Raw genomic sequence first — 13425 nt, 5'->3', positions numbered from 1 at the left:
GATGCGTAAACCTGTAATTGCGATTATTGCCATCGTGCTGGTAGTGCTTTACATGTCTATCTTTGTGGTCAAAGAGGGCGAGCGCGGTATTACGCTACGCTTTGGTAAGGTACTACGCGATAGCGAAAATAAACCGCTGGTCTATTCGCCGGGTCTGCACTTCAAGATCCCGTTCATTGAGTCAGTGAAAACGCTCGATGCGCGTATTCAGACCATGGATAACCAGGCCGATCGCTTTGTGACCAAAGAGAAGAAAGACCTGATCGTCGACTCCTACATCAAGTGGCGTATCAGCGACTTCAGCCGTTACTATCTGGCAACCGGCGGCGGCGACGTCTCCCAGGCCGAGGTGCTGCTGAAGCGTAAATTCTCTGACCGTCTGCGTTCTGAGATTGGTCGCCTGGACGTGAAGGATATCGTGACCGATTCCCGCGGTCGTCTGACGCTGGAAGTGCGCGATGCGCTGAACTCCGGCTCAGCGGGCACCGAAGATGAAGTCAGCACGCCGGCCGCTGACGATGCTATCGCCAAAGCGGCGGAGCGCGTATCGGCAGAAACTAACGGCAAGGTTCCGGTTGTTAACTCGAACAGTATGGCAGCGCTGGGTATTGAAGTCGTCGACGTGCGAATCAAGCAGATCAACCTGCCGGCCGAAGTGTCTGAAGCGATTTATAACCGTATGCGCGCCGAGCGTGAAGCGGTTGCCCGTCGCCACCGTTCACAAGGCCAGGAAGAGGCTGAGAAGCTGCGCGCTACCGCGGACTATGAAGTGACCAAGACGCTGGCAGAAGCCGAGCGCCAGGGCCGCATCATGCGTGGTGAAGGCGATGCAGAGTCGGCCAAGCTGTTTGCCGATGCGTTTAGCCAGGATCCGGGCTTCTATGCCTTTATCCGTAGCCTGCGTGCCTATGAGAACAGCTTCCAGGGTAACCAGGATGTGATGGTTCTCAGCCCGGACAGCGATTTCTTCCGCTACATGAAGTCACCTGACTCCGCTCGCAAATAAGCGATTTAGTCAGCGAAAAGGCGCCTTGAAAAAGGCGCCTTTTTTATATTTTTAATTCCAGAAATAACTCTTAACACAATGGGTTATACGTTTGTTCTGCAAAAAAAGTGCATAATCAACGCGAAATGCCGGACAATATGCAACACGGGCAAAATGCGTCATGACTCAGGCCCTGACGCTCTGCGGCGACGCTGGTTTCGTTTCTTTCTAAAGGTTAATCATGAACTCAACAATCTGGCTGGCACTGGCGCTGGTTTTAGTACTTGAAGGGCTGGGGCCGCTGCTTTATCCGCGCGCCTGGCGTCGGATGATCGCCACAATGAGCCAGCTGCCGGATAATTTATTACGCCGTTTTGGCGGCGGTCTTGTGGTTGCCGGGATAGTCATCTACTACATGTTGACGAAATCACTGAGCTGATCAAAAAATGGCCAGACCTGGCTGATATTGAGTGCAAAAAGTGCTGTAACTCTGAAAAAGCGATGGTAGAATCCATTTTTAAGCAAACGGTGATTTTGAAAAATGGGCAACAACGTCGTCGTACTGGGCACCCAATGGGGTGACGAAGGTAAAGGGAAGATCGTCGATCTCCTGACTGAACGGGCTAAATATGTTGTGCGCTACCAGGGTGGTCACAACGCAGGCCATACTCTCGTAATCAACGGTGAAAAAACCGTCCTGCATCTTATTCCATCAGGTATTCTCCGCGAAAATGTCACCAGCATCATCGGTAACGGTGTTGTGCTGTCTCCGGCTGCGCTGATGAAAGAAATGAAAGGACTGGAAGACCGTGGTATCCCTGTCCGTGAGCGTCTGCTGCTGTCCGAAGCCTGTCCGCTTATCCTCGATTATCACGTTGCGCTGGACGTTGCGCGTGAAAAAGCACGCGGTGCGAAAGCTATCGGTACCACCGGTCGCGGCATCGGGCCTGCTTACGAAGATAAAGTCGCTCGCCGCGGTCTGCGCGTGGGTGACCTGTTTGATAAAGCCACCTTCGCTGACAAACTGAAAGAAGTGATGGAATATCACAACTTCCAGCTGGTGAACTTCTACAAAGCGGAAGCGGTTGATTATCAAAAAGTCCTTGATGACGTGATGGCGATTGCCGACATCCTGACGGCGATGGTTGTAGACGTCTCCGATCTGCTGGATCAGGCGCGTCAGCGCGGCGACTTCGTGATGTTCGAAGGCGCGCAGGGCACTCTGCTGGATATCGACCACGGTACCTATCCGTACGTAACCTCCTCCAACACCACCGCAGGTGGCGTGGCAACCGGCTCCGGCCTGGGTCCGCGTTATGTGGATTACGTTCTGGGTATCATCAAAGCTTACTCTACTCGCGTAGGGGCAGGTCCGTTCCCGACCGAGCTGTTTGATGACATCGGCGAGTTCCTGTGCAAGCAGGGTAACGAATTCGGCGCCACTACCGGCCGTCGTCGTCGTACCGGCTGGCTGGATATCGTGGCGATCCGTCGCGCGGTGCAGATCAACTCCCTGTCCGGCTTCTGCCTGACCAAGCTGGACGTGCTGGACGGCCTGAAAGAAGTTAAAATCTGCGTAGCTTACCGTCTGCCGGACGGCCGCGAAGTGACCACCACTCCGCTGGCAGCCGACAACTGGGAAGGCATTGAGCCGATCTATGAAGTCATGCCGGGCTGGTCCGAAACCACCTTCGGCGTGAAAGAGCGTAGCGGCCTGCCGCAGGCGGCGCTGAACTACATCGCGCGTATTGAAGAGCTGACCGGCGTACCGGTTGATATTATCTCTACCGGTCCTGACCGTACCGAGACGATGATTCTGCGCGATCCGTTCGACGCATAATTATCTCCAGGGGCGCCGATTGGGCGCCCCTTGTTTTTGCTGCCTACCCGCCCCATTTCAAATAAATTAGCGGCCTGTGCGTCGGCTGGTTTATCATCAATATAGTCATACCCTGCGGATTCACCGCTTTCCCCTTACCCTGAGGTTGCTGTGCAGTTAACGAGTTTCACTGATTACGGATTACGAGCGCTTATCTATATGGCGTCGCTACCGGATGGCCGAATGACGAGCATCTCCGAAGTAACGGAGGTCTACGGCGTGTCGCGTAATCATATGGTAAAAATAATCAATCAGCTGAGTCGCTCTGGTTACGTTATGGCAGTGCGGGGAAAGAACGGGGGGATCCGCCTCGGTAAGCCGGCAAAAACGATTCGTGTTGGTGACGTGGTTCGCGATCTTGAGCCGCTATCGCTGGTCAACTGCAGCAGCGAATTTTGCCACATTACTCCCGCGTGTCGCCTGAAACAGGCGCTTGCAGAAGCGGCGCAAAGTTTTCTTAAGGAACTTGATAACTACACGCTGGCTGATTTGGTTGAAGAGAATCAACCGCTTTATAAATTATTACTGGTGTAAAGAATTAAAGGCCGAGTATTTCAGGTCGCATCGCGGCGGCAACTGAACGAATCTCCGGGAGCTTACTCAGGTAAGTGACCGGAGTGAGTGAAGGCAGCTAACAAAGAGGCGGCGTGAAAGACGAAGGAACTTTCACCAGAGATGACAACGGAGGAACCGACATGTCACAAGATCCTTTCCAGGACCGCGAAGCTGAAAAGTATGCGAATCCAATCCCTAGCCGGGAATTTATCCTCGATCATTTAGCAAAACGTGAAAAACCGGCCAGCCGAGATGAGCTGGCGATAGAACTGAATATCGAAGGCGAAGAGCAGTTAGAAGGGCTACGCCGCCGCCTGCGCGCCATGGAGCGCGACGGGCAGCTGGTGTTTACCCGCCGTCAGTGCTACGCGCTGCCGGAGCGTCTTGACCTGCTCAAAGGCGTGGTTATCGGCCATCGCGATGGCTTTGGCTTCCTGCGCGTCGAGGGGCGTAAAGACGACCTGTACCTGTCGTCTGAGCAGATGAAAACCTGCATTCATGGCGATCAGGTGCTGGCGCAGCCGCTGGGCGCGGACCGTAAAGGCCGTCGCGAAGCGCGTATCGTGCGGGTGCTGGTGCCAAAAACCAGCCAGATCGTCGGCCGCTACTTCACCGACGCCGGCGTGGGCTTCGTGGTCCCTGACGACAGCCGCCTGAGCTTCGATATCCTGATCCCGCCTGAAGAAGTCATGGGCGCGCGGATGGGCTTTGTGGTGGTCGTTGAACTGACCCAGCGCCCGACCCGTCGCACGAAAGCGGTGGGCAAAATCGTTGAGGTGCTGGGCGATAACATGGGCACCAGCATGGCGGTCGATATGGCGCTGCGCACCCATGAAATCCCTTACACCTGGCCACCGGAGGTAGAAAAACAGGTATCTGTGCTCAAAGAGCAGGTGCCGGAAGAGGCGAAAATCGGCCGCGTTGATTTACGCGATCTGCCGCTGGTCACCATTGACGGTGAAGACGCCCGCGACTTTGATGACGCGGTTTACTGCGAGAAGAAACGCGGAGGCGGCTGGCGCCTGTGGGTTGCCATTGCCGACGTAAGCTACTACGTGCGTCCCGGTACGCCGCTGGACGGCGAAGCGCGCAGCCGCGGCACCTCGGTCTACTTCCCTTCGCAGGTGGTACCGATGCTGCCGGAAGTGCTCTCTAACGGCCTGTGCTCGCTGAACCCGCAGGTCGATCGCCTGTGCATGGTTTGCGAAATGACGATTTCGTCAAAAGGCCGCCTGACCGGCTACAAATTCTATGAAGCGGTAATGAGCTCGCACGCGCGCCTGACCTATACCAAGGTATGGCATATGCTGCAGGGCGACGGCGAGCTGCGTGAGCAGTACGCGCCGCTGGTGAAGCATATCGAAGAGCTGCACACCCTCTACAAAGTCCTCGATAGCGCTCGCGAAGAGCGCGGTGGCATCTCCTTTGAAAGTGAAGAAGCGAAGTTTATCTTTAACGCTGAACGCCGCATCGAACGTATTGAGCAGACCCAGCGTAACGACGCCCATAAGCTGATCGAAGAGTGCATGATTCTGGCGAATATCTCCGCCGCTCGCTTCGTTGAAAAGGCGCTGGAGCCGGCCCTGTTCCGTATCCACGATAAGCCGACCACTGAAGCGATCACCGCTTTCCGCACGGTGCTGGCGGAGCTCGGTCTGGAGCTGCCCGGCGGCAACAAGCCGGAGCCGCGCGACTACGCCGAGCTGCTGACCTCCATCGCCGATCGTCCTGACCATGAGATGCTGCAAACCATGCTGCTGCGCTCGATGAAGCAGGCGGTTTACGATCCGGAAAACCGCGGCCACTTTGGCCTGGCGCTGCAGTCCTACGCGCACTTCACCTCGCCTATCCGCCGCTATCCTGACCTGTCGCTGCACCGCGCCATTAAGTATCTGCTGGCGAAAGAGCAGGGGCACAAAGGCAACAGCACTGAAACCGGCGGCTGGCACTACAGCATGGAAGAGATGCTGCAGCTGGGCGCGCACTGTTCGATGGCCGAACGTCGTGCCGACGAAGCGACCCGCGAGGTCTCTGACTGGCTGAAGTGTGACTTTATGCTGGATCAGGTGGGCAACGTCTTTAAGGGCGTGATTGCCAGCGTCACCGGCTTTGGCTTCTTCGTCCGCCTGGACGAGCTGTTTATCGACGGCCTGGTGCACGTGTCATCCCTGGATAACGATTACTACCGCTTCGACCAGGTCGGACAGCGTCTGATCGGCGAGTCCGGCGGTCAGACCTATCGACTGGGCGATCGCGTGGAAGTCCGCGTGGAAGCGGTCAATATGGACGAGCGCAAAATCGACTTCTCGCTGATCTCCAGCGAACGCGCCCCGCGCAACGTCGGCAAGACCGAGCGTGAGAAGGCGAAAAAATCGAACGCCGGCAAGCCTTCCGGGCGTCGTCGCCAGGCCGGTAAGCAGGTAAACTTCGAGCCGGATAGCGCCTTCCGCAAAGAGAAAGGCAAGTCTCAGCCCCAGGCTACCCAGCCTAAAGGCGAGAAAAAAGCGAAGAAGCCGTCGACCAAAACGCAGAAAATAGCTGCCGCAACCAAAGCGAAGCGCGCGGCGAAAAAGAAAACCGCTGAGTAATACTCCACTCGATAACCCCTGTCATGCGGCAGGGGTTATTCTTTTTTGCCGCAAGTCATTCCATAACAGAATAGAAAATACTCCTTTCCCCTCGTATTTCCTGCTTAGTCTATTTTCAGAAGACGTTATTTATTATTTTTAATTAGCCATGTTTTCCCGATGTGTATAGTGGGTTTTACTTTTATTCTGCCCTCTTTCCTCGCAAGGAGCATGTATGCATCTGGCCCGTTTTCCTCGAGTGTCTCTTGGTCATTTCCCCACGCCGCTTGAGCCGCTGGATAACTTGTCGAAATTATTAGGTGGTCCAAAAATATGGATCAAACGGGATGATGCAACCGGCCTGGCGAGCGGCGGCAATAAAACCCGCAAGCTGGAATTTTTACTGGCGGATGCGCTGGCGCGGAATGCTGATGTAGTGATTACTCAGGGCGCGACGCAGTCTAACCATGTGCGCCAGACCATCGCCGGCGCGGCGCGTCTTGGGCTGCAGGCGAAAGCGCTGCTGGAGAAGCGGGTGACTGATTTTGGCGAGGATTATCAACGCTCCGGCAACGTTCTGTTGGATGAGCTACTGGGCGGGGAAATTGTGGCCCATCTGCCCGGCGGCACCGATATGCAGCGGGCGATGGAGGAGTACGCCGCCACGCTGCGTGAGCAAGGATACAACCCGTATGTTATCCCCGGCGGCGGCTCTAACCCCATCGGCGTGCTGGGCTACGTCGCCTGCGCCGAAGAGCTGTTATATCAGTCATCTCAGCTGCGCCTGCGCATCGATCACGTGGTTCATGCTACGGGCAGCACCGGTACCCAGGCGGGGCTGGTGGCGGGCTTTACGGCGACCAACAGCCATGTTCCTGTGCTGGGCATCAGCGTGCGTGCGCCTAAGGATAAGCAGGAAGAGAACGTCTGGAACCTGGCTGCCAAAACGCTTGCCCTGCTGGGTGTTCCGGGTGATTTGCCGCATAGCGCCGTCGTCGCCAATAGCGACTATGTCGGCGAGGGCTACGGTCTGCCAACCGCAGGGATGCTGGAAGCGCTGACGCTGCTGGCGCGTCATGAAGGTATTCTTCTTGACCCGGTCTACTCCGCAAAAGGGATGGCCGGGCTTATCGATCTGATTCGTCAGGGCCACTTCCGTCAGGATGAGAACGTGGTCTTTATCCACACCGGCGGCTCCGCGGGACTGTTCGGCTACCGCCAGCTGTTAGAGGCGCAGTCTCATCATGACTAAGCCGTTTCTGCTTGGCGTGCTGGGCGGCATGGGGCCGCTTGCCACGCTGGATTTTCAGCGACGGCTGCTCGATGCCACGCCGGCGCAGAGCGATCAGCAGCAGTTACCGTCGATAGTGTGGAACGTTCCGCAAGTCGCGGACCGGCAAAAGGCGCTAGCGGGAACCGGCCCGTCACCGTTGCCGCAGCTCATCCATGGTATTAAAACGCTCAATCAGGCGGGGGCAAGCCATATCGCTATCCCCTGCAATACGGCGCATCACTGGTACGACGCTCTGAGTCAGGTCAGCGAGGCCCCGATTCTGCATATTGTAGATGCCACGCTTGCCCTGCTGGCGCAGCAGGAGGACCAACCTCAGCGGGTGGGCATTATCGCTACGCAAGGCACGCTGGAGGCGGGCTGGTATCAGCGCAGGCTGGCGGAGCAGGGGATTGAGGCTATCGAGCCGACGGAGGAGGAGCTGGCGCAGTGGTTTGTGCCCGGCTGTTACGCCGTTAAGCGTGGTGCGCTGGAAGAGGGTGGCGAGCAGTTGCTGCGTCAGGCAAACGCGCTGTTTGACCGCGGTGCACAAAAGCTGATTCTGGCCTGTACCGAGGTTCCCGTTGCGCTTGCGGCGGTGAAGGTGCCGTTTTATGACCTGACGTTCGATCCGTCCCAGGCCCTGGCCGAGCGATGTTCGCAGCTATGGCAATTAAGCTAATACCGCATTAAGCATTTTCCAGTCCGATTATTAATCCGGACACTAATTTCTGCACTTTCCAGGGGTAAATATAATGAAGAAAAGTCTCTGCTTATTAATCGCAGCGGGTGGTTTATGGGCGAATACCAGCTTTGCGGATACGCCTGCCGAAGTTCGGGTGGCCTATAGCGGCGGCTCCCAGGTATTAATGCTGGCAAAGGCCGATGGCTCTCTGGATAAGGCATTAAACAGCAAAGTGAAATGGGTGCAATTTGCCTCTGGCGCTGATGCGTTAACTTATTTTGCCAGTAATGCGATTGATATTGCCAACTTTGGATCCAGCCCGGCGGCGGCGGGGATCGTCAGAAAACTACCGGTAGAGATTATTGGCGTTTCCGGCGTTATTGCCAGCTATGAACGGTTAATTGGCAAAGAGGGCATTAGCAATATTAAGGATATTGAAGGTAAGCGCGTGGCCTACCCGCCGAATTCGACGGCGCAATATGCTCTTGAAGCGGCCATCGACGTCAACAAACTGGATCGCAGCAAGATAACCCTGCTGCCGCTGCGCCCGGCAGACATGGTCGCCGCCTGGAAACGTGGTGATATTGACGCGGGCTACGTCTGGGCGCCGTTTGCCCAGGAGCTGGAGTCCTCCGGCGGCCACCAGGTCTTCGCCACAAAAGATCTGCAAAAAGATGGCTACCTGATTTACAACAACTACGTGGTGCGCAAGGCCTTTGCCGAGCAATATCCGCAGGTCGTGACCGCCTTCCTGCGCGTTCACCAGCAAAAGGTCGATGAATTTACGCAGGATCCGGAGCGCGCCGCGGCTATCGTGGCGAAAGAGGTAGGGGCACCGGTGGCCACCGCAGCGAATACGCTTGGTGGCCTGGAATACCCCACTCTGAGCCAGCAGGGGACGGCGGCATGGCTGGGCAACGGGACGCAAACGTCCGACAGCGGCATCGGCAAAGCGCTGAGTAAAACCTCTGGCTTCCTCGCGGGGATTGGCGAGATCCGCAAACGCGACATTCCGGCGAACTGGGATGCCGCGATTGATTCACGCTATATCCGTGATGCGGCGGTAGCTGCGCAATGAGGTTGAGCCAGCATATCGCCATCAGCACCGTCTCGGTGGCGGTTTTCTTTATCGTCTGGCAGGTGGCGGCGATGCGACAGTGGGTTGATCCGCTGCTGCTGCCCTCCCTGACGGACATCGGCCTCACCACCGAAGAGCTGCTGGCGGACGGCTATCGCCAGGTGCCGCTGTGGGAGCATATCGCGGTGAGCCTCGCGCGCGCCCTTAGCGCCTTTGCGGTCGCGATTATCATCGGCATTCCGCTGGGGCTGCTGATGGGGCTGTCGGACGGCCTCGCCGCTGTGTTAAATCCGTTCGTGCAGTTCCTGCGCCCGCTGCCCAAAATCGCCCTAATCCCGCTGGCCGTGGTCTGGCTGGGGATTGGTGAAGCGTCTAAATTCTTCCTGATATTTATCGCCACCTTTTTAAGCGTAGTGGTCGGAGCCTCTGCCGCCGTCGAGCGTATTGGCCGCTCGCGCATTCGCGTGGCGCAAACCCTCGGCGCCTCGCGGAAGCAGATCTTCCTGCGGGTCGTGCTGCCGGATGCGCTACCCGACCTTTTCACCACCGTCAGGCTGTCGATTGGTATCGGCTGGACGTCGCTAATTGCGGCGGAGATGGTGGCCGCCAGTTCGGGCCTTGGCTGGATGGTGATTAACGCCAGCTCCTATCTGCGTACCGATATCGTCATGCTCGGCATTCTGCTGCTGGGCGGCATTGGCTATCTGCTGGATTTATTGCTGCTGGGGCTGCAACGGCTGTTTGTGCCCTGGGCGGGGAAAGAATAATGAGTGCCATCACGTTGGAAAACGTCTCGCTCTCCTTTGCGGCCAAGCCGCAGCCGTTCACGGTGCTCGAGGATATCAGCCTGTCGCTGAACAAAGGGGAATTTGTCGTCCTGCTGGGCCCTTCGGGCTGCGGCAAATCTACCATTCTCAACCTGGTGGCCGGATTTAGCCAAGCGGATCGCGGACGCGTAGCGGCGGGCGGTAAACCGGTGCGCGCGCCGGGGCCGGATCGCGGCATGATTTTTCAGCAGCCGAATCTGTTCCCGTGGCTGTCGGTGCTGGAGAACGTCACCTTTGGCCCGCGGTTGGGCAGGTACCGTAAAGAAGAGACCAACGCGCGGGCGCTGGACTGGCTTGCCCGGGTTGGCCTGAAAGGGTTTGAGCATCACGCCCCCTGGCAGCTCTCCGGCGGTATGAAGCAGCGCGTGGCGCTGGCGCGCGCCTGGCTGCCCGGTCCGCAAGTGCTGCTGCTGGACGAGCCTTTCGGCGCGCTGGATGCGCAAACCCGGCTGATGATGCAGGAGCTGCTGCGCGAGTCCTGGCTTTCTACTGGTACTACCCTGCTGTTTGTCACCCACGATGTTGAAGAGGCGCTGTTCCTTGCCGACCGCATTCTGGTCATGTCGGCGAAGCCGGGAAAAATCGTCGAGGAGATCGTTCTGCCCTTCGGCCGCGAACGGGATATCGAAACCCTGGCCGAACACCCGCGCTACAGCGAGATTAAACACCACGTTTTGCACCGGGTGCGCCAGGAGGCAAAACGACATTTAGGCTAAACGCGATTCCCGGTGGCGGGAATGGATCAACTGTGATGACTGAGGTGGAAGCAATGAGCACAAGCGAATTACGAGACCGTCTGGCAACAAGTATTCACCAGCACCGGGATGAGTATGTGGCGATAGCCAAAGATATTCATGGCCATCCTGAAACCGGCAATAACGAGTATTACGCCAGCGGCCTGCTGACGCAGCTGCTGGAGAAACACGGCTTTACCGTGACTCCCCACGTCGCCGGACACGAAACGGCTTTTTTCGCGACTAAAGAGAGCGGTAAACCGGGGCCGACGATTGCCTATCTGGCGGAGTACGATGCGCTGATCGATATCGGTCACGCCTGCGGACACAATATTATCGGCGTCACCAGCGTGGCCGCGGCCGTAGCGCTCGGCGAAACGCTGGAGTACACCGGCGGCAAGGTGGTCGTGCTGGGAACGCCGGCGGAAGAGGGGGGATTACGCGGCCGGGGCGGGCCGAACGGCAACGTGAAGGCCCGCTTTGTGGAACACGGCTTCCTCGACAATGTGGACGTTGCGTTGATGGTCCACCCGGCAGGTAAAACCCGGCTTTCCGGCCCGTCGCTGGCTAATAACCACCTCTATTTTCACTTCTACGGCAAGCCTTCCCACGCCGGTAGCTCACCGGATAAGGGCGTGAATGCCCTCGATGCGCTGGTGCTGTTATACAACGGGATCAGCGTACTGCGGCAGCAGCTGCCGGACGGTATTCGCGTGCACGGCATTATCACCAACGGCGGGCAGGCGCCGAACGTCATTCCTGAGTATGCCTCCGCCCATTACTACATTCGCGCTCGTACGCGTGAACAGGTGGTCGCGCTGGAGCCGCGCATCCGGGCCATCGCGGAGGGCGTTGCACTGGCGACGGGCACCACGGTGAAAATCGAACATCAGGTGGGGCCGCGCGATTTCAATATCAACCATACCCTCAACGACGTGCTGCTGGAGGAGTTCACCGCCGCGGGCGAAAGCGTCGAGCTGAAAGAGAAAGAGGGGCTGGGTTCCACCGATGCCGGCGATATCAGCCACGCCGTACCCACCGCGCATCCGTATATCAAAATAGGCCCGGACGATCTGATTGGTCATACCGTTGCTTTTCGCGAAGCCGCTAACTCGCCTCAGGGATACGATGCCCTGGTTACCGGGGCGCTGGTGCTGGCGCGGACCGGATTGCGCTTACTAACGGACGCCGCGCTGCTGGCGGATGCCAAAAATGAGTTTGCCGGGCGCACAGCCGCCACGCGGGCCGCCTGACCTTCACCGGAGCACTATCATAATGAAAATGCTGTTTTCTGCCGCCGCGCTGATGCTGGCGGCGGTTTTACCCCTGGGAAACGCGCAGGCGCAAAGCGTCGATCGTAACGCCACCTTGAACATCGCCTACGGTAATCGTCCCGGCACGCTGGACCCCTACCTGACGACCAATAACGCCACCTCCGATGTCGACCGCCATATCTTCGAAACGCTGTTCACCATTAACGCAAACTTTGAGCCGGTGCCTGAGCTGGTGCAGAGCTACACCCTCAGCGACGACCGTAAAACCTACACGCTCGTCCTGCGCGAGGGGATCCATTTCCATGACGGGCAGCTGCTGACGGCGGACGATGTGGTGGCCTCAATGAACCGCTGGCTGGCGGTATCCACCCAGGGCAAAGCCAATCTGCCCGGCGTTCAGTTCACAAAGGTTGATGATAAAACCGTGAGCTTCACGCTACCAGCCCCGTCGCTGATAACCCTCAACGTGCTGGCAGATGTGAAAAATATCGCCGCCATCATGCCTGCGCGGATTATCAATGAAGCGGACGGCAGCAAAAAGCCGGTGACCGAGCTTATCGGCACCGGTCCCTACAAGCTGGCGGAGTTTAAGCCTGGCGATTATCTGCATTTAACGCGCTATGACCAGTACCAGTCGCGGTCAGAACCGGCAAGCGGGTTGTCCGGGCAGAAAAAGGCCGACGTGAAGGATATCTGGTTCCGCTATATCACCGATGAGTCTACCCGTCTGGCGGGGGCGATGACCGGAGAATACGACCTCGTCTTCCAGCTGCCGAAAGACAATATCGAAACCCTGAGCCGCGTGCCGGATCTGTCGCTGTTCCAGCCGCAAAGCGGCGGCTCGCTGATCACCTATTTGTTTAATAAGCATCAGGGGCCGTTCGCCAACGTCAAGCTGCGCCAGGCTTTCAACCTTGCGCTCGACGTACATCAAACGCTGCTGGCGGGCTACAGCGATCCGCGCTTCTTTAAAGAGGACCCCTCGCTGGGCTTTCCGGAACAGGTGGACTGGTACAGCGAGGCCGGAAAACCTTACTGGAACCAACGCAAGCTGGATGAGGCGCGCGAGCTGGTGAAAGCTTCCGGCTACAAAGGCGAGGAGGTGGTGATCATCGCCACAAAAGAGTATGCCGAGCTCTATAACCTGGCGATTGTCGCCCAGCAGGTTCTTAAGCAGATTGGCGTGAAATCCCGCCTGGATGTATACGACTGGCCAACGGTGCTGCAGCGCCGCCAGGATCCGAAAAACTTCGATCTCTGCGCGCTGGAGTTCTCCATGCGCCAGGTGCTGCATCAGTATCCGTTCCTCGATTCCCGCGCCAAGTTCCCGGGGCTGAGCGACAGCCCGGAGATTGATGCCGTTCTCGATGCGATCAAGCAGGCCGCGTCATTACAGGCGGCGAAACCGCTGGTGGATAAACTCAACGTGCTGAGCTGGCAATATCTGCCGGTGATCGTGCTGGGACGTACCACGCCGGACGCCGTGGCAATCAAAAACAATGTTAAAGGCTACGAGGATTTGATTGGACCGATCCTGTGGAACGTTAGCGTCACCGCGCCCTGACGGGAGA

12 protein-coding genes are annotated in these 13425 nt (G+C 57.6%); all 12 read left to right on the top strand.

Going from position 1 to position 13425, the window contains the following annotated elements; all coding sequences use genetic code 11:
* The first annotated feature begins 1 nt into the window (after position 1).
* Positions 2-1006: a protease modulator HflC gene (gene hflC, locus GVK32_RS09260; protein ID WP_159867598.1), complete on the top strand. Its 1005-nt coding sequence runs from the start codon at positions 2-4 to the stop codon at positions 1004-1006.
* A gap of 220 nt (positions 1007-1226) precedes the next feature.
* A complete protein-coding gene (locus GVK32_RS09255; RefSeq protein WP_128879251.1) occupies positions 1227-1424 on the top strand; it encodes a DUF2065 domain-containing protein in 198 nt (65 codons plus the stop codon).
* 102 nt (positions 1425-1526) lie between these two features.
* Complete coding sequence (gene purA, locus GVK32_RS09250; RefSeq protein WP_041143717.1) at positions 1527-2825, top strand: adenylosuccinate synthase; 1299 nt, start codon at positions 1527-1529, stop codon at positions 2823-2825.
* 150 nt (positions 2826-2975) lie between these two features.
* On the top strand, positions 2976-3398 hold the full coding sequence (gene nsrR / locus GVK32_RS09245; RefSeq protein WP_076947037.1) for a nitric oxide-sensing transcriptional repressor NsrR: 423 nt from the start codon (positions 2976-2978) through the stop codon (positions 3396-3398).
* A gap of 161 nt (positions 3399-3559) precedes the next feature.
* Entirely contained in the window at positions 3560-6007 is a 2448-nt protein-coding gene (gene rnr, locus GVK32_RS09240; protein WP_123709897.1) for a ribonuclease R, read from the top strand.
* Positions 6008-6221: 214 nt separating this feature from the next.
* Positions 6222-7238: a D-cysteine desulfhydrase gene (locus GVK32_RS09235; protein ID WP_159867595.1), complete on the top strand. Its 1017-nt coding sequence runs from the start codon at positions 6222-6224 to the stop codon at positions 7236-7238.
* Entirely contained in the window at positions 7231-7938 is a 708-nt protein-coding gene (locus GVK32_RS09230) for an aspartate/glutamate racemase family protein (RefSeq protein ID WP_159867592.1), read from the top strand. The genes GVK32_RS09235 and GVK32_RS09230 overlap by 8 nt, the downstream gene beginning before the upstream one ends.
* Before the next feature lie 73 nt (positions 7939-8011).
* On the top strand, positions 8012-9019 hold the full coding sequence (locus GVK32_RS09225; RefSeq protein ID WP_159867589.1) for a glycine betaine ABC transporter substrate-binding protein: 1008 nt from the start codon (positions 8012-8014) through the stop codon (positions 9017-9019).
* Positions 9016-9786, top strand: coding sequence for an ABC transporter permease (locus GVK32_RS09220; RefSeq protein WP_159867586.1), 771 nt, complete (start codon positions 9016-9018; stop codon positions 9784-9786). The genes GVK32_RS09225 and GVK32_RS09220 overlap by 4 nt, the downstream gene beginning before the upstream one ends.
* A complete protein-coding gene (locus GVK32_RS09215) occupies positions 9786-10562 on the top strand; it encodes an ABC transporter ATP-binding protein (protein ID WP_159867583.1) in 777 nt (258 codons plus the stop codon). The genes GVK32_RS09220 and GVK32_RS09215 overlap by 1 nt, the downstream gene beginning before the upstream one ends.
* A 53-nt stretch (positions 10563-10615) precedes the next feature.
* The gene (locus GVK32_RS09210) at positions 10616-11833 is read left to right on the top strand and encodes a M20 family metallopeptidase (protein WP_159867580.1); all 1218 of its coding nucleotides are present in this window, start codon (positions 10616-10618) and stop codon (positions 11831-11833) included.
* 22 nt (positions 11834-11855) lie between these two features.
* The gene (locus GVK32_RS09205) at positions 11856-13418 is read left to right on the top strand and encodes an ABC transporter substrate-binding protein (RefSeq protein ID WP_159867577.1); all 1563 of its coding nucleotides are present in this window, start codon (positions 11856-11858) and stop codon (positions 13416-13418) included.
* The last annotated feature ends 7 nt before the right edge of the window (positions 13419-13425 follow it).

This window comes from Klebsiella sp. 18074 (genome assembly GCF_902705905.1).
GTDB lineage: Bacteria > Pseudomonadota > Gammaproteobacteria > Enterobacterales > Enterobacteriaceae > Klebsiella > Klebsiella terrigena.
This window is presented reverse-complemented; position numbering and strand designations above follow the sequence as displayed.